The sequence below is a fragment of the Helicobacter mastomyrinus genome, from assembly GCF_039555295.1.
Classification (GTDB): Bacteria; Campylobacterota; Campylobacteria; order Campylobacterales; family Helicobacteraceae; genus Helicobacter_C; species Helicobacter_C mastomyrinus.
This window is the reverse complement of sequence record NZ_CP145316.1, coordinates 1,978,706-1,995,328: the sequence shown is the minus strand read 5'-3', so window position 1 is coordinate 1,995,328 and position 16,623 is coordinate 1,978,706. Positions and strand designations below refer to the sequence as shown.

Annotated in this window: 15 protein-coding genes; 12 read left to right on the top strand and 3 right to left on the bottom strand. The window is 39.0% G+C overall.

What is annotated here, in order from left to right:
• The first annotated feature begins 3 nt into the window (after positions 1-3).
• Genes V3I05_RS10110 through neuC (V3I05_RS10095) form a run of 4 tightly spaced genes read left to right on the top strand, consistent with a single transcriptional unit; the run spans position 4 to position 3,739 of the window.
• The gene (locus tag V3I05_RS10110; RefSeq protein WP_295700419.1) at positions 4-645 is read left to right on the top strand and encodes an HAD family hydrolase; all 642 of its coding nucleotides are present in this window, start codon (positions 4-6) and stop codon (positions 643-645) included.
• Complete coding sequence (neuC, locus tag V3I05_RS10105; RefSeq protein ID WP_343353531.1) at positions 642-1,808, top strand: UDP-N-acetylglucosamine 2-epimerase; 1,167 nt, start codon at positions 642-644, stop codon at positions 1,806-1,808. The genes V3I05_RS10110 and neuC (V3I05_RS10105) overlap by 4 nt, the downstream gene beginning before the upstream one ends.
• Positions 1,786-2,535 (top strand): PIG-L deacetylase family protein, encoded by a 750-nt coding sequence (locus V3I05_RS10100; RefSeq protein ID WP_299136357.1) that lies wholly within the window; start codon positions 1,786-1,788, stop codon positions 2,533-2,535. Before neuC (V3I05_RS10105) ends, V3I05_RS10100 begins: the two co-directional genes overlap by 23 nt.
• Entirely contained in the window at positions 2,483-3,739 is a 1,257-nt protein-coding gene (gene neuC / locus V3I05_RS10095; protein ID WP_300732974.1) for a UDP-N-acetylglucosamine 2-epimerase, read from the top strand. The genes V3I05_RS10100 and neuC (V3I05_RS10095) overlap by 53 nt, the downstream gene beginning before the upstream one ends.
• A gap of 13 nt (positions 3,740-3,752) precedes the next feature.
• On the opposite strand, the gene V3I05_RS10090 is transcribed toward neuC (V3I05_RS10095), so the two are convergent.
• Complete coding sequence (locus V3I05_RS10090) at positions 3,753-4,436, bottom strand: Crp/Fnr family transcriptional regulator (protein ID WP_343353530.1); 684 nt, start codon at positions 4,434-4,436, stop codon at positions 3,753-3,755.
• Between the two features lie 150 nt (positions 4,437-4,586).
• Between V3I05_RS10090 and mnmG the strand changes: the two genes are divergently transcribed.
• The 3 genes from mnmG to V3I05_RS10075 are packed head-to-tail and all read left to right on the top strand — an operon-like array spanning position 4,587 to position 8,343.
• Positions 4,587-6,485 (top strand): tRNA uridine-5-carboxymethylaminomethyl(34) synthesis enzyme MnmG, encoded by a 1,899-nt coding sequence (mnmG, locus tag V3I05_RS10085; protein WP_343353528.1) that lies wholly within the window; start codon positions 4,587-4,589, stop codon positions 6,483-6,485.
• A 35-nt stretch (positions 6,486-6,520) separates the two neighbouring features.
• Entirely contained in the window at positions 6,521-7,129 is a 609-nt protein-coding gene (locus tag V3I05_RS10080) for a UPF0323 family lipoprotein (RefSeq protein ID WP_343353527.1), read from the top strand.
• A gap of 38 nt (positions 7,130-7,167) precedes the next feature.
• Positions 7,168-8,343, top strand: coding sequence for a glutathionylspermidine synthase family protein (locus tag V3I05_RS10075; RefSeq protein WP_343353526.1), 1,176 nt, complete (start codon positions 7,168-7,170; stop codon positions 8,341-8,343).
• A 752-nt stretch (positions 8,344-9,095) separates the two neighbouring features.
• On the opposite strand, the gene nadB is transcribed toward V3I05_RS10075, so the two are convergent.
• Together nadB and V3I05_RS10065 are read right to left on the bottom strand one after the other, a co-directional pair.
• Positions 9,096-10,532 carry an L-aspartate oxidase gene (gene nadB, locus V3I05_RS10070; protein ID WP_343353525.1) on the bottom strand — a complete coding sequence of 479 codons (1,437 nt, stop codon included), beginning with the start codon at positions 10,530-10,532 and terminating at the stop codon, positions 9,096-9,098.
• A gap of 3 nt (positions 10,533-10,535) precedes the next feature.
• Entirely contained in the window at positions 10,536-10,772 is a 237-nt protein-coding gene (locus tag V3I05_RS10065; RefSeq protein ID WP_295700394.1) for a hypothetical protein, read from the bottom strand.
• On the opposite strand from V3I05_RS10065, the gene V3I05_RS10060 reads away from it, so the two are divergent.
• The 5 genes from V3I05_RS10060 to V3I05_RS10040 are packed head-to-tail and all read left to right on the top strand — an operon-like array spanning position 10,764 to position 16,613.
• Entirely contained in the window at positions 10,764-11,219 is a 456-nt protein-coding gene (locus V3I05_RS10060) for a hypothetical protein (RefSeq protein ID WP_295700392.1), read from the top strand. The two genes, V3I05_RS10065 and V3I05_RS10060, sit on opposite strands and share 9 nt — an antisense overlap.
• Positions 11,209-13,038: an excinuclease ABC subunit UvrC gene (gene uvrC / locus V3I05_RS10055; protein WP_343353523.1), complete on the top strand. Its 1,830-nt coding sequence runs from the start codon at positions 11,209-11,211 to the stop codon at positions 13,036-13,038. The genes V3I05_RS10060 and uvrC overlap by 11 nt, the downstream gene beginning before the upstream one ends.
• Positions 13,035-14,495 (top strand): hypothetical protein, encoded by a 1,461-nt coding sequence (locus V3I05_RS10050; protein WP_295700387.1) that lies wholly within the window; start codon positions 13,035-13,037, stop codon positions 14,493-14,495. Before uvrC ends, V3I05_RS10050 begins: the two co-directional genes overlap by 4 nt.
• Positions 14,492-15,949: a sensor histidine kinase gene (locus tag V3I05_RS10045; RefSeq protein WP_295700384.1), complete on the top strand. Its 1,458-nt coding sequence runs from the start codon at positions 14,492-14,494 to the stop codon at positions 15,947-15,949. The genes V3I05_RS10050 and V3I05_RS10045 overlap by 4 nt, the downstream gene beginning before the upstream one ends.
• Positions 15,939-16,613 carry a response regulator gene (locus V3I05_RS10040; RefSeq protein ID WP_300451027.1) on the top strand — a complete coding sequence of 225 codons (675 nt, stop codon included), beginning with the start codon at positions 15,939-15,941 and terminating at the stop codon, positions 16,611-16,613. Before V3I05_RS10045 ends, V3I05_RS10040 begins: the two co-directional genes overlap by 11 nt.
• Positions 16,614-16,623 lie beyond the last annotated feature (10 nt).

Below are 16,623 nucleotides of genomic sequence, written 5' to 3'. Positions count from 1 at the left end.
GTAATGCGCTTTGAAGCTTTCATTTGTGATTTAGACAATACACTCTATGATGAAAATATCTTTCTAAAAGCCATTTGTGAAAGCTTTTGCCACCGCTATGGGTGCGATATACAGCTTATTAATACTATTCTTGATGATAATTTTCGTCTGCACTCAAAAGATATTTTTGGCGATTGGCTCAAAAGCTTTGATTTTTATACCTCACAGAAGCAAGAAGAATTATTTTCACTCTACCAAAGTATGCCAACCTCTTTGCAACTCTATGATGACGCTAAAGATTTTTTGAATCTGCTTCAAACAAAAAATATCAAATATGGCATTTTAACAAATGGCGATATAAAAGCGCAGTCTCATAAGATTAGCCTATTAGGGCTTAAAAACATTCCTATTGTCTATGCTAGGGCTTATGGGAAAGAGTATGAGAAGCCACATATAAGCGCGTTTCACAGGATTCTAGAAATCTTGCAGCTTAGTCCTCAATCTTGTGCTTTCATAGGGGATAATCCAACAACAGACATCAAAGGGGCAAATAATGCAGGCATATATAGCATATGGCTCAAACGCAGATATGGGAGACTTATCCCGTGTGATTATGCTTCCTTAAGTATTACAAACTTTAAGGAATTACGGGAGTTGCAAATATGAAAAAAATTTTAGCAGTCAGTGGAATCCGTAGCGAATATGATATTTTATATCCCATTTTAAAAGCTTTTGAAAAAGAGGGCTTTGATGTGTGCATAGCCGTAGCTAACGCTCATTTAAGTGATATACACGGCAATACATATAAAAAAATAGAATCCGATGGATTCCGCATAGCCGATAAGATTGATTGTCTTTTAAGCACTGATAGACTTACCCAAAGAAGTAAGGGGGTGGGATTGCTCATCACTGCCCTTACGCAAACAGCCGAAAGAGAAAAGCCTGATTTTCTACTCGTCCTAGGCGATAGGGAGGAAAGTATTGCTACTTGTGTAGTTGGCAATTATATGGATATTCTTACGATTCATTGTGGTGGAGGCGACCCCGTATATGGGAATGCTGATGATCCTATCCGCTTTGCTTGTTCTAAATTAGGCCATATTCATTGCACTACCACCGAGCAATACGCACAGAATCTGCTTAAAATTGGTGAAGATGAATGGAGGATTGTATGCAGTGGTAATACCTCTTATGCTAATATTGCCAACACTCCGCATTTATCACGCAAAGAATTAAGCGATTTTTTACATTTTGATATAGCTACATCTAACTACATCGTGCTACTTAAACACCCACTAAGCTCGGAGGTATATGATGCCTATTATCAAATGCAAGTTGCCATAGAATCCTGCGCAGAATTTGCCACAGCACATAACCTTAAAGTCGTAGGTATTTACCCTAACACAGACCCGGGCAGTTATAAAATTCTAGAAGCTATACAAGAAGCAGAGCAGAAATATTCTCATATCAGATTCTTTAAAACCCTCCCGCGTGAATTCTTTATAAATCTTATCCGTCATACACTTGCACTTGCTGGTAATTCAAGTATGGGAATCTTAGAAGCCCCATTTTACAAGCTCCCTGTTGTTAATATTGGCAATCGTCAAAAGGGACGCCTCAATGCAGGAAATGTATGCTTTGTCCCGCATAAAAAGCAAGACATTATACAAGCTTTACAAAAGGCGTGTTTTGATGAATCTTACCGCACACAAATAGCCAATCTCCCCAATCCCTATGGTGATGAAAATGCGTGTGAGCGCATTGTTCATTTTGTCAAAAATATAGACACGACACAAAGGAAGTGGTATGTTAAAACACAGCTCTGCTAAAGATATTGTAGTGATTGCCACTCACCCCGATGATGAGACATTGGGCGCTGGTGGGACACTTTTAAAGCACAAGGCACAAGGTGATAGAATCCATTGCATTTTTTGCACTGATATATTTGAAGAGGAGGGATTCACCCCTCAAACAATTGCCAAAAGAGAGCAAGAAATAAAAGCTGTAAGTGCCGCATATAATTTTGATAGTGTCCATAGGCTAGGCTTAAAAACAACCAAATGCGATGAATATCCAAAAAGTATGATTATTGCTCAATTCTCTAAAATCTTTTTGCACATCTCTCCACAGATTCTTTATCTCCCCTTTGCATACGATGTGCATAGTGACCACCGCATTATTTTTGAATGTGCTTTTGCCTGCACAAAGTCATTCCGCTATCCAAGTATAGAAAAAATCTTAATGATGGAAACATTAAGTGAAAGTGAATTTGCCCCTGCTTTAAACATACAAAGCTTTGTGCCAAATGTATTTGTAGATATAAGTGAGTTTTTCAAACAAAAATGTGCCATTATGTCCTTATATGAAAGCGAAGTTGGACTTTCCCCTTTTCCACGTTCCCTGAAAAATATAGAATCTTTAGCCATCTATCGCGGAAGCACTCGCGGTGCAGATGATTCTAGCTTAAAAGATGCAAAAATATGTAGCGGGGGGGGGGGCATAAGTGAAACTCCTCTCTACGCTGAAGCCTTTATGCTCCTCAAAGAAAAATGCTAATGTTTCTCAAACCATAGCTATTGTTACAGGTACACGTGCAGAATGGGGGCTGCTCTACCCTCTTGCAAAAGCGATACAAAATCATCAATATTTGAAACTCCATCTTATTGTTACCGGAGCACATTTAAGCCCATCTCTTGGAAATACTTATCAAGAAATAGAAAATGATGGATTTTCTATAAATAAAAAAATCCCTATCTTGCATAATGACAACACAAATGCCCTTAACACAGCGCATACTCTAGCAAATACCATTATAAACTTTAGCAAATATTTTTCAAAAAATAGACCCGATATGGTTATACTTTTAGGAGATAGATATGAAGCATTTGGAGTAGCTATAAGTGCTGCTAATCTTAATATTCCTATTGCTCATATCAGTGGTGGAGAAAGCACGCAAGGTGCAAATGATGAGTATATGCGGCATTGTATCACTAAAATGAGTTATCTGCACTTTCCTAGCACTCATTTCTATGCTAAACGTATTATTCAATTAGGAGAGGATCCACAAAGGGTATTTAACGTAGGTTCTCTAGCAGTAGAAAATATCCACAATACCCCCTTTATGAGCAAAACAAATTTAGCGCAAAAAATTCAGGTAAAAAAAGCGTTTTTAGATAGATTTTGCGTCCTTACTTTTCATTCTACAACCCTAGATAACACAAATCCATCTAAAGAAATAACACTTATCTTACAAAGCCTACTTCAAAGCAATTTTAATATCCTTGCCACAAAAGCAAATGCCGACGCAGAAGGGCATAGCATTAATCTTATTCTTGAAGAATATGCGAAAAAATATCCTGATAAAATTACGCTTTGCGCGAGTTTAGGCAGAGTGATGTATCTCTCAAGCCTTAAATTTGCTGCTTTTGTGATTGGCAATAGCTCAAGTGGCTTGAGTGAAGCGCCGATTCTAGGCATACCAACGATAAATATAGGAGATAGACAAAAAGGTCGTTTTATGCCTCAATCTGTTGTATCTATCACACCAAACCAACAAGAACCACAGCAATACACACAGACTATCTTAAACACTATTACTTATGTAACAAATAATGCCTTTCTATCACAGATGACACACTCTCACCCATTTGGTGAAGGGAAAACCGCAGAGCACATCACAGATATTATAGAATCTACACTTAAAAATAATACAATTAATCTCAAGAAAGCATTTTATATGCTAGAAAATCCTAACTTCTAGCACAATCTAAGTCTTAAGATACATCACAAGATTTTATATCTCCATAGAGTGCTTCAAAAGCTTGTTTGTCTTTAATATACACATCGCCGTGTTCATCTTTAGCAATCAAACCCTGTGTCATCATTTTTTGCAAGATTCTGCTAAGCGTTTCTAGCTTGATATTTAGCTCGTGAGCGATTGTTTGCCGCTGCACTTGATTAAAATACTTTAAACTTGTGCCAAGGATATATGCTACACGCGATGTGCTATCATAAATCTCATTAAAATTAATAAAATTCTTAAAAGTAATCATTCGATTCATTACTTCGCTTAATATAGCATTACTGATTTCAATATTTTTCGTTACAAGCTGATGGAGCTGCTGCAAATCAAGCAAAACTATCTCGCTTGGCTCCACCCCGCGCACACTTGCATTTGCTTCATAGGGGGTAAATGTCCCAAACGCATTAATAAGCCTACCATCACTTAAATGCGAATCCACATAGCACAAAAATAATTCATTATCATTCTTATCCATTTCATATACTTCAACCTTGCCTCGTGCTAAAAAATAAGCAGATTCTATATACTCGCCTTCATAATGCAAAATGCCATTTTTTTCGATATATCGTAATTTCGTGATAGCCTCTAAAGATTCTAAACTCCCCTCACTGATATTTGCAAATGCTCCAATGGAACGCAAGGCTTTCTCTTTCATCGGTTATCCTTTATTTTATCCCCGTCATAGTAGCAAAAAAATAACCAAATAATAATAAAATGCGCTCGTTTTTCTCCTAAAACACTCTTATGGGATTTTTAACACTTTTCTTAAAATTACAATATCAAAAGCAAATAAGGAGTGCAGGGTATGGAATATGATGTCTTAGTCATTGGGGGCGGACACGCGGGATTAGAAGCAGGTATCGCAAGTGCAAAAATGGGCGCAAAAACGCATCTTATCACCCTCCTTATACAGAATCTCGCCCTTGCAAGTTGTAACCCAGCAGTAGGCGGACTAGGCAAGGGACATCTCGTCAAAGAGATAGACGCGCTTGGGGGCGTTATGGGAGAAATTACCGATAAATGCGGGATTCAGTTTAGAATCTTAAATGCCTCAAAAGGTCCTGCTGTGCGTGGCACTAGAGCACAAATTGATATGGATAGATATAGTATTATCGCTAAAGATATTGCTCTTCACACACCTAATCTCACCCTCTCGCAAGAAAGCGCCCAAAGCCTCATCTATGAGCAAGATTCACAAGGGCGATACATCGCAAAGGGTGTGAAAACAAACATTGGCAAAACCTATTTTGCAAAAAAGATTATCCTCACCACCGGCACATTTCTTAAGGGCTTAGTGCATATCGGGGAGACTAAGCTAAGCAATGGACGTTTTGGCGAGATGAGCGCAGAACATTTAAGCACATCGCTTAAAGAAATGGACTTAAAGGTGGGGCGGTTAAAAACAGGCACTTGCGCGAGGATTGATGGGCGGAGCATTGATTTTAGCGCACTTGAGGTGCATAATGGTGATAGCAATCCACCGCATTTTAGTCATAGGACGCACTCCTTTGCCCCCGTGCAGCTCCCCTGCTTTGTTACTTATACCAATGAAAACACACATCGCATTATACGTGAAAATTTCCATTGTGCGCCACTTTTCACAGGGCAAATTGAGGGTGTGGGACCACGATATTGCCCAAGTATCGAGGATAAAGTCAATCGCTTTGCTGATAAAGAACGTCATCAGCTATTCCTAGAGCCACAAACACGCGAAGCAGTAGAATACTACATTAATGGACTTTCTACTTCTTTACCAATTGATGTGCAAGAGCAGCTAATCCACACGATTAAGGGCTTAGAAAACGCCCGTATTACGCGATATGGCTATGCGATTGAATATGATTATGTAGAGCCAACCGAGCTTTATCATACATTAGAGACAAAAAAATGCGCTAATCTCTTTCTAGCCGGGCAAATCAATGGCACAACAGGCTATGAGGAAGCTGCAGCACAAGGCATTATGGCGGGTATTAATGCCGCACTCTCGCTTAAGGGTGAATCCTTTTGTCTTTCAAGAAGTGAAAGCTACATTGGCGTGATGATTGATGACTTAGTAACAAAAGGCACGAAAGAGCCTTATCGTCTCTTTACCTCACGTGCAGAATACCGCCTCCTTTTGCGAGAGGATAATGCCCCTTTACGTCTTTGCCATTATGCGCATTCCTTTGGGTTGATTGAAGATTCATATTACAAGCAAATAATGCGTGATAAGGCACATATAGAGCAGACTTTAGAGCATTTGCAAAATCGATACATCACGCCAAGTATGGAAAATCTCACTATGCTACAAGCCCTAAACCTCCCTCCCATTAGCGATAAAACACGTCTTATACATATCATTGGTAGGGAGGAGCTGCCCTTACACACTTTACGTGAATTGCTTAAGCAATGTCAAATCCCGCATATAGAGGAAATGAGCGATTATGCACTTATGCAAATTTTTATAGAATCTAAATATTTTGACTACATTCACAAACAAAAGGCGCAAATCGCACAAATGGAGCAAATGCTGCAAGTGGAGATTCCAAGGGATTTTATCTTTGACAATATCCCGGGGCTAAGCCTTGAAGTGATTGAAAAACTGAAAACTTTCACCCCCAAAAGCCTTTTTGAAGCAAGTGAGATTAGCGGTATCACACCAGCAAGTCTTGATGTCCTGCATTTATATATCCATTTACACCATAAAAAAATGGCAAAGATTTGATACAATTTTAAACATTTAAACAGAGGAGCAAAGGAATGAAACATATCCACACAATTAAGAATTATGCGATGGTTGGGGGGCTTGGCGTGATGGCAGTTTTTGCTCTCAATGCGTGTAATCAGAATGATAATGAGCTTAACACCACCTTGCAAAATAGTCAAAAAAATGGTGCGTTTGTAGTTATCGAAGAGCAGCCCGATGGCACTTATAAAGTGCTTGAAGAATACCCTAGTGAGCAAACCCGCGTAATGCTTAAAGATATTAATGGACAGGAGAGAATGCTCTCTCAAGCCGAGATTGATGGACTTATTAAACAAGAGGAGATAGCAATCAATGCCGGGCAAAGTGAGCTTACTAATCCTAATGGCGGAGGATTAGGACTTGGTGGGGCGATTCTAGCGAGTGCGGCAGGGGCGATTCTAGGAAGCTATATTGGCAATAAATTATTCAATAACCCAAACTATCAAGCTAACGCGCAGCGCAACTACAAATCCCCTCAAGCTTATGAGCGAAGTAAAAATAGCTTTACTAACAAATCCACCACGACAAGTAGGAGCGGCTCTAGCGCGGATAAAACTGGATTCTTTGGCAATACAGGCAATGCCTCTAAGCCTAGCACAAGTATGGGAAGCGCGGGCGGCTGAAAAAACACATTCACAAAAACAAAAATAAAGGAGATATGATGACTATCACTAGCCTTTCGCTGCCGGATAAAAATGCCCTAGAATCTATGGGGCTTACTTGGCATACCGATATGGATAATACCTCTTACCTAAGCGATGAGCTCATACACATTAGCGAGGCGGAGGCGGAGGCATACTATGAGGCGGGAAATACGCTTTATGATATGTTTGTAGAAGCCGGAGAATATGTGATAGAAAATGATTTATTCTTCGAGCTTGATATTCCTCCAAGCCTCATTGGTGCGATTAAGCAAAGTTGGGAGGAAGATATACATTGGCACTTATATGGGCGATTTGATTTAAGCGGCGGACTTGATGGTAAGCCTATCAAGCTCCTTGAATTTAACGCCGATACGCCCACTATGCTTTATGAAAGTGCATTGGTGCAATGGGCTTTACTCAAATACAATAACCTTAATGAGGAAGCACAATTTAACAATATCCATAATGCCTTAAGTGAAAATTTCAAACGTCTTATCACGCTAGAGGCAGATACTTCACGATTTGATGAACTCTATGAGGGCTGGAAGATTCTATTCTCTTGTATCACAAGCTTTAATGAAGATCTCACTACTACGCGATTTTTAGAGTATCTCGCTAGAGAATCTGGCTTTACGTGCGATTTTGCACCTATTGATGAAGTGCATTTCTCGCCCACAGAGGGTTTAAGCCACAATGGTGTAAATTATGAATTTTTATTCAAGCTCATTCCATGGGAGAATATCGCTATTGATGAGCCTGAACTTGTGCTTTTAATGAGTGAGATGATGCAAAATCATAATACGATTTTTTTAAACCCCGCTTATACGCTACTCTTTCAAAGCAAGGCAATGCTAAAGATTCTATGGGATTTGTTTCCTAATCACCCCTTATTACTTCCTGCTTCTTACACACCTTTGGCAAATACTAAGCAAGTCTGCAAAAGGGCATTTGGGCGTGAAGGTGCAAATATCGATATTTTAGATACCAATGGCGGTATTATAGAATCTAAGAGTGGCATATATGGCAATCATAAAAGTGTCTATCAAGCCTTTTATGAGCTAAATAGCCATAATGGCGCATATTATCAACCTAATGTATTTTTTGCTTATGAATCTTGTGGCTTGGGATTCCGCAAAGGAGGATTAATCATCGATAATTTTTCAAAATTTGTAAGCCATTGTATCAAGCACTAATTTATATGCCTACGCTACTGCTCTTCCACCAAACCGCACTTTGTTTGGTTATCAGGTGAGTTTCTAAAGTTAGATTCTCTAGTCCATCCTATGCCCTTGCTGTTGCGATGTAATCGCCGTATTCGCACGAAGTGCTAATCCACACTTGCAAAGGGTCTTGCTTTGCAGATATAAAATCTGCTTTGCACCATTCAATCCCGAAGGGATTTAATCTCGCAAAGGGCGATAGCCCTTGAGGACAAAAGGATACACTTGATGACTAAGACGTTGTCTTATTCATCAAGTTAGTTTTTAGGGGTTAGATTCTCTAGTCTATCTTTCTCCTAGCAAGTGAGGTATATCCTCGAACCGACTTTTTCAACCCTTCCCCTTTATAAAAAAGAAAGAAATTTGAATAGAGAATCTATATCCCATTGTTCCTAAATTATAAGGAGAGTTTCAGTTTTGACTGCCCTTCCACCGCTCAAGGTTATGCCTCACTTGTAGGATATGTGTAATTTTAAACTTTTTAAGATTTTAATAGCTATTTCCCCTCCCCACGAGGGGGGCTATAATTGCTTCCCCCTCCCTTGCGGAGGGGGTAAGGGGGTGAGGATTAGATTGGCGATTCTATACCTTAAAACTCACTTGATGAATAAAGCGTTAGCTTTAGTCATAAGTGCGTCCTTTAGGTGCATACGAGAGGCTTTACCTTAAGTGTATAAGATACGCGGTGGTGAAACCACAATAGAGCATAGGCATAAATAGATTCTCTAATCCACTCGATAATGTGCGCCCTTGCTTTGAGTGCGATTTAAAGCTGATTGCACGATTTTACGCGCTACAAGCAGCCTCAATCGCAGCATACGCCCGATATTAGATTCCAGCATTACTTCAATCCCACCCAACGCAGAATCTAAGCCACTTTTAGAGCGGATAATCCCCACCTTGTCCCACATAATATCACGCAACACATTCTTAAGCTTACTATCGCCATCTTTTTCAAGTACCTCATCACATAATGGGAAATGCGCTATACGTGTGCGTGTGGGATTTTCCACAATATGATGTGCGACACTCCTTCCAAATACAAGACCCTCTAAAAGTGAGTTAGATGCAAGGCGATTAGCCCCGTGCAAACCATTACAAGCACATTCTCCCACAGCATAGAGATTACTCATACCTTTCACAAGCCCATTTGTATCCACCGCAATACCGCCCATTGAATAATGAAAAGCCGGTGAAATAGGAATAGGCTCAAAAGGAATGTTAAGATAAGGGCTTAAATCACGATAAATATTAGGAAAACGATTTTTGAATCCACCATCAAAGGCACTCACATCTAAAAATGCCTTTCTTTGATGTTTAGCGCAATAATCCATAATCCCACGTGCCACAATATCACGCGGGGCAAGCTCTCCACGACTATCATAATCAAACAAAAATCGCTTCCCCAAATCATCGACTATCACGCCTCCCTCTCCCCTCACAGCTTCAGAAATAAGATATTTCCTAGCCTGTGGATTATCCACATAGGCAGTAGGGTGGAATTGCAACATTTCCATATCCTGCAAGGCAAGATGATGCTCTAAGATGATTCCGTGTAGGTCGCTACTAATCGTATAGGCGTTGGTATGGTATTTAAACAATCCTCCCACGCCTCCACTTGCAATAACGATATGATGGGCATAAAGATTATGTGTGCCTAGCTTTGTCTGTACACACACACCATAGCATTTATCCTCCTCAATGAGTAAATCCACTACCTCTGCATTTTTCCACAGCCTCGCGCGGAGTTTGCCTATAAGATATGTATGCAGACTTCTCCCTGTGGCGTCCCCTCCTGAATGCACGATACGAGCCCTACTATGCCCTCCCTCTTTAGCATAGAGTAATGCGCCATTTTCATCTCTATCCAGCATAAAGCCGCCCTCTATCAATTCATTTAGCACTAAAATGCTATTGTTTGTAAGCGTCTCTACACATTCTTTATTATTTAACTCTGCTCCAGCTGAAAGAGTATCTTGCGTATGTGAGGATATATCGCTCTCATCTCTTGCCACGCTAATGCCCCCTTGCGCGTAGAATGTATTACACTCCCAAGGTTGAGCCTTGCACAAAATCAACACCTTTAAATGCGGAGGTAAGGCAACCGCACAATACAGCCCTGCCACTCCCGCACCGATAATTATCACATCATATTGCCTCATACCCTACTCCCCATCTGCCTCATAACTCGCTGTGGGTTTAGAATCTATCTCTTCAAAAAGCACTTTTTTCTTTTGATTTTGGGCTGCATTTACACTTGAGCTTGTATCAACTTGATTTGAGGGCTTATAAAATGGGTCTGCCTTATAGCCACAACCGGTATTTATCCCCATACCAACGATGGCAAAAATAAACGCTAAATATGCTAAAATATGCCTATGAAAACAACTACTATGGCTCATATACTCTCCCATATCGGGCGGGAATTTCCATCTCTGGCTCACAGACTGCAGCAGCAAAGTGAAATCACGCGCTTTAAAAATACCTTTCTTACGCCACTTGAAAGAGATCAGATTCTCTTTATTACCATTAAAAATAATCGATTGCTTTTTGCCTTTAAACACAAGGCTTTGTGCGTAGAATTTAATCATTATAAGCATAAACACATAACAGAGAGTTTAAAAAGCCACAAAGCACTTTTCCCTAGGCTTAGTTCTATCCAAAAAATACACGCTTATGTGCCAAGCCACATTCTTACTCCACCATTACCACCAAGCACCAATCCCGCCTTTTATGAGCATTCCAATGGAGAGTTTGAAAATCGCGCCACCAATAAAGAGATTTATGACAAAATCGAAGCCTTACGTTTAAGCATTAAGCGACAATGGGAAGCTCAAAATGCCACCTGAAAATCCCTCTCTCCTTTTCACATTAAAGCATTTGCCTACACAATCAGGCATTTATCAATACTTTGATAATGCGGGAAATCTCCTCTATATAGGCAAGGCAAAGCATCTTAGAAATCGCATTAAAAGCTATTTTAGCATTCATAACGAATCTATCTCCCCAAAGCCCAATCTTAGCCCCAGAATCGGGCTTATGGTATCCCAAATAGCGCAGATTCACACGCTTTTAACCAATAACGAACAAGACGCACTCATACTTGAAAACTCCCTTATCAAAAGCCTAAAGCCTAAATACAATATCCTTCTGCGCGATGATAAAACCTATCCGTATATTTATATTGATAAATCCCTCCACTACCCCCGCTTTGACATCACAAGACAAGTGCTAAAATCGCCTAAGATTCAGTATTTTGGACCATTTGCAAGTGGGGCTAGAGAATTGCTTGATAGCCTTTATGATGTGCTACCGCTTGTGCAGAAAAAATCCTGTGTGAAAGGCAAAAAAGCTTGTATGTTTTATGCGATTAATAAATGTCTCGCCCCCTGTGAGGGCAAAATCTCCACAATAGAATATGCTAAGCTCATCACGCAGGGCATTGCATTACTTGAAAATAAAAAAGAACTCGCACGTATTTTAGAATCAAAAATGCAAAAACTCTCTACTTCCTTGCAGTTTGAGGAAGCTGCTAAAATCCGCGATAGAATCCGCAAAATCACACAGATGAAAAATCAATCCATAATCGACATACGAAGCGGAAATTATGATGTATTTACCCTTGTTAAAGATGATGAGAGCCTTAATACGCACATTCTTATGGTGCTCTTTATCCGCAATGGACGCATTGTCTCTAGCGATTTTTCACTGCTCCACCAAGATATTTATGATGATAATCTCCCTGAACTCTACACACAAGCCCTGCTTAATCATTATAAAAATATAACGCCTCTAATGCCTGATGAGATTCTTATCCCCCATTTTGCATTTGCAGACTTAGTGCATTTGCAGCAGCTCATTAGTAGCCAAACCCAAAGCCATATTAAGATTATCCAGCCCCAAAAAGGCAAGAAAAGAGAGCTTCTTACCCTTGCCTATCAAAATGCCCTTGAGATATTGCGCCTCCATAAGCAGCAGCATAGCGATGAGCCAACTCTCATAGCCTTAAAAGAACTCTGCGCCCTCCAAAGAGTGCCCTACAGAATTGAGGTGTTTGATACCTCTCATCATAGCGGGGTGCATAATGTAGGCGGTATGATTGTGTATGAAAATAATGCCTTTCTCTCATCGCATTATCGGCGATATACCCTCGAAGGTAGCGATGAATACACGCAAATGCGGCAAATGCTTGAACGTAGGGCAGCTAAGTTTGAATCTAATCCTCCGCCGGATTTATGGCTGCTTGATGGCGGAAAGGCACAAATTCATATCGCGTGTGAGATTCTCCAAAGTGTGGGTGCAAATGTCGATGTGGTGGCGATTGCAAAAATGAAACATAATGCTAAAGCCTATCGGGCAAAGGGCAATGCACTTGATATATTGCGCACAAACCAAGCGGAATTTAAACTAAAAGCAAATGACAAAAGACTACAATTCTGCCAGAAGCTACGTGATGAGGCGCATAAATATGCTATTACCTATCATCGCTATAGGAAAACAAAAGACACAAATAAGGTGCAAATAATGGGAGAGAAGCAATACAGCAAGGCACAGATAAAGCGACTTTTAGAATATTTTGGCTCATTTCAAACATTGCAAAATGCCTCACAAGAGCAGATTCAATCCGTGCTAAAAAGCAGACAATTCCACACTAAAGAATCCCTATGAATAGCCATACGCTCTATGATGAAGCCTTGCAAATACTGCAAAAATATTTTAGTGAATCTGTGAATATTACAGAGGCTAAAATGAAGAGTGAAAAGGCGCTTTTTACACTTTTACAGGATAATCCTAGCGCGGAAAATGATATTCGCTTAGCGATTTTGCATTTTTATGATCAAAAAGGCTTAGGCTGCTTCGTGCATTATGATAAAAAGCAGCTTCAAATCATCACGCGGATTAAAAACTACACGCATAATCTTTATGTGCAGAGAATCTGCGATTTTCTTAAAATGCATAAAAGCACTCTCTACACGCAAGAGCCTTCAAAAGCGGATTTTGATGAGCTATTTAGCTTTGTAAATTCTATGCTTGATTTGCAAAATCAAAGCACAAAAAGAGATATGATAAAAGTGGCTTTGAGAAATGTCTTTGGCATACAGCCGCGTGATGGGCTATTTTTCAAGGATGGGAATATAAAGCTGCGTAAATTTGATAATGAAATGGTGCAAATCAGCAATGAAATACGGCAAATCAATAATAGAATGCACATCAATGTTCTAAGCAATGCCGATAAACAAAGTATTGATGATATGTTGCAATCAGTCAATATTCAAGATGTGATTATGCAAAACACCTCACAGATATTGCAAAATGATATTGACCTCACACATATTGATAATATTCTTTTTAACCAGCGATTTGGGTTTTTTGCCATACAGAAGTTACGACTATTTTTAGAAAAGCTGCCGCTTAAACGTGTTGATTCTATTGCAAAAAGTATGTATTGCTTGACATTAGTTCAGCAATATTCGTGGGTGATGTTTGAAATAGTGGCAAAAGAGCTCCTAGACCTCTGCATAAAGGATAATGCCAATGCGATTAGCTTTATTGAATTTTATAATGGTGGTTCGATTGAGCTAGGGGGGAAAATCTACACAAAGCCCCTTATTATTGATAAAAATGGCAAACCTTGGACACTAGCACTCATCAAAGAAGCCTTACATAATAAAATCAGTGTAGAATTTGACATACAAAGTATGCAAAAACAAGCCAATAAGCTTGAGGAGCGCATTCATAACCTCACAAATCAAATCGCACAAGATAAATTGCGACAAAAGGGATATGAAGCAGACGCACAAACCTACAATGATATATTGGAAAATAAAAATAAGACATTGCGATTACTTGTGGATAAAAAAGCCCCTAAAGTAGAGATTATCGCTCTAGGCAGTGAGATTAATAAGCTGATAGTGGATAAATCTCATACGCTCAATACTCTAGAAGAAACACAAAAAAATATCGCTACCCTACATAAAGAGCATAATACACTCCTTAGCTCACAAAAAACGCTGCAAGAGCAGATTAGCTATTCCCTTAAGAAACATAAAGAACGATTTTTGCAATATGATTTACTTTTGCGTGCTTTAGGCGATGCAATTGCTAATGGAAAAGAGCTTGTATGAAACATATAATGTCTTCTTTAATGAATAATATCTCCTTTCGCGCAAAAACTACAATTTTAATGTGGATTATTGTCATAGGATTTGCACTTGTAGCAAGTGTGGGGATACTTGCACTAATGGGGCTAAAAAGTGAGTTTGATATAAACTCACTACATAATCACAATATCCACACGCTTATGCTCCTTACAGAAAGTGATGCACGCAATAAGCAGAATCTCCCGTATTTGCTTGAAATGTGGGAGCAACACAAGATTCACGATACGAGTAGAAATATAGAATCTGCTATTGTGCATTTACGCCGATGGTATGCCAAAACCTTTATGCCTAATGAATATTGGCAGATTCAAACTCTTTTACAAGCAGAGAGCGCTCTTATAGAATCTATTGATAGAGCCTTTATCAATAGTGATACCCTCTCGATGCCCTCTTTACTTAAAGAGCAGGTTTTACTCTCTTTTGACATTGCTTTTTATGGGAAAAAGATTACAGATTCTCTTTACAAAAATACTTATATTATCTTAGCTATTTTTATGTTTATCGTGATTGCTACGATTATTATCCTTGCCCTATCTATCGGGCATTCTATCAATACCAATCACTTGCTTTTAGAACAACTTGTGCAATCTAAGACAAAAGAGCTTCAAGCACTTAATGCCAATTTACAAAAGTCCATTGAATACGAGGTAGAGCAGAATCGCAAGAAAGATTTGATTATGTATCAACAGGCTAGACTTGCCTCTATGGGGGAGATGATACAAAATATCGCTCATCAATGGCGGCAACCACTTAATTCTCTAATGATGCTGATACAGAGCTTTAAAAGCAAGGCTATGCAAAATAAGCTTGATAATGAATTTGTCCTGCAACAAACGCAATATGGTATGAAAATCGCCACTGAAATGTCAAATACGATTGAAAATTTCCGCAATTTCTTCCGCCCAGAGACAAGCACGGAAGTGTTTGAACCTGCTACAAGCATTTGGGATTCTCTAGAACTCCTTAAAGAACAGATTAAAGAAAATCATATATATATTGATGTATTAATCAAAAAAGCAAATCTTAGTGTAAATGGCTATCAAAACTCTTTTATGCAAGTGATTTTAATCCTTATTAATAACGCCATTGACGCCCTAAAACTCAAAGCACAAAGCAATGAGGACTTTAAAGCACATATAGAAATTTTATTAGATAAGGTAGGATATAATATTGTCCTTTGTATCAAGGATAATGCGGGAGGCATTGGCTTAGAGGACAAGACAAAGGTGTTTGAGCCTTATTTTACCACTAAGCATAAATCTGTAGGCACAGGTGTTGGGCTATATATGGCAAAGCAAATCATTGAGAGACATTTTAATGGTAGCATTGATGTATCAAATACACAATGGAAAGAACACTTTTTTGGAGCAGAATTTAACATTCACATACCAACACAAGGCAGCGATAATGAAATTTGATACTCTTAATAAACTTACTATTCTTTATGTAGAAGATGATATAGATACCGCTAACCTCACAAGTATGGTGCTTGAAGATTATGTAGGGCGTCTATTTGTGGCTAAAAATGGACAAGAAGCGCTTGATCTTTTTAAACGACATAAAATTGATTTAATATTGACAGATATTCTTATGCCTAAAATGAATGGAATTGAGCTCATTAATGCCATACGCAACTCAAGCACCCACCCTGATATCCCTGTAGTCATCACTACTGCGCACACAGAGACAAAATACCTCCTTGATGCGATACGTTTGCGCGTAGATGGCTATATCTTAAAGCCTATCAATATTGAAGAATTACTCCATACGCTCAATAAGGCTATTTTGCCATTTTTGCAAGCTGATGAGATTGCCTCAAAGAATCTACTCATTAATGCTATCTCCACCTTTGTAGGAGGCAAAAAAATTGCCATTATTCAATTTTTACTCGCGAATTGCGATGAGGATAATATCTTTTATGGCTCTTATGAAAACATTATCGCTCATCTTAATGTCAGCAAGCCCACGATTGTAAAGACATTTAAGCAACTTATTGACACGGGCATTTTGATTAAGATTAAAAACAAAGTATATAAGATTCACCCTGATTTGAACAAAAATGTTAAAAACAATATTGTTTAAAGCATGTAAG

Bases quoted from the DNA above. Each gene is read 5' to 3' on its own strand.
- V3I05_RS10110 (WP_295700419.1), top strand. From the start codon at position 4: ATGCGCTTTGAAGCTTTCATTTGTGATTTAGACAATACACTCTATGAT.
- neuC (WP_343353531.1), top strand. From the start codon at position 642: ATGAAAAAAATTTTAGCAGTCAGTGGAATCCGTAGCGAATATGATATT.
- V3I05_RS10100 (WP_299136357.1), top strand. From the start codon at position 1,786: ATGTTAAAACACAGCTCTGCTAAAGATATTGTAGTGATTGCCACTCAC.
- V3I05_RS10090 (WP_343353530.1), bottom strand. From the start codon at position 4,436: ATGAAAGAGAAAGCCTTGCGTTCCATTGGAGCATTTGCAAATATCAGT.
- mnmG (WP_343353528.1), top strand. From the start codon at position 4,587: ATGGAATATGATGTCTTAGTCATTGGGGGCGGACACGCGGGATTAGAA.
- V3I05_RS10080 (WP_343353527.1), top strand. From the start codon at position 6,521: ATGAAACATATCCACACAATTAAGAATTATGCGATGGTTGGGGGGCTT.
- V3I05_RS10075 (WP_343353526.1), top strand. From the start codon at position 7,168: ATGACTATCACTAGCCTTTCGCTGCCGGATAAAAATGCCCTAGAATCT.
- nadB (WP_343353525.1), bottom strand. From the start codon at position 10,532: ATGAGGCAATATGATGTGATAATTATCGGTGCGGGAGTGGCAGGGCTG.
- V3I05_RS10060 (WP_295700392.1), top strand. From the start codon at position 10,764: ATGGCTCATATACTCTCCCATATCGGGCGGGAATTTCCATCTCTGGCT.
- V3I05_RS10065 (WP_295700394.1), bottom strand. From the start codon at position 10,772: ATGAGCCATAGTAGTTGTTTTCATAGGCATATTTTAGCATATTTAGCG.
- uvrC (WP_343353523.1), top strand. From the start codon at position 11,209: ATGCCACCTGAAAATCCCTCTCTCCTTTTCACATTAAAGCATTTGCCT.
- V3I05_RS10050 (WP_295700387.1), top strand. From the start codon at position 13,035: ATGAATAGCCATACGCTCTATGATGAAGCCTTGCAAATACTGCAAAAA.
- V3I05_RS10045 (WP_295700384.1), top strand. From the start codon at position 14,492: ATGAAACATATAATGTCTTCTTTAATGAATAATATCTCCTTTCGCGCA.
- V3I05_RS10040 (WP_300451027.1), top strand. From the start codon at position 15,939: ATGAAATTTGATACTCTTAATAAACTTACTATTCTTTATGTAGAAGAT.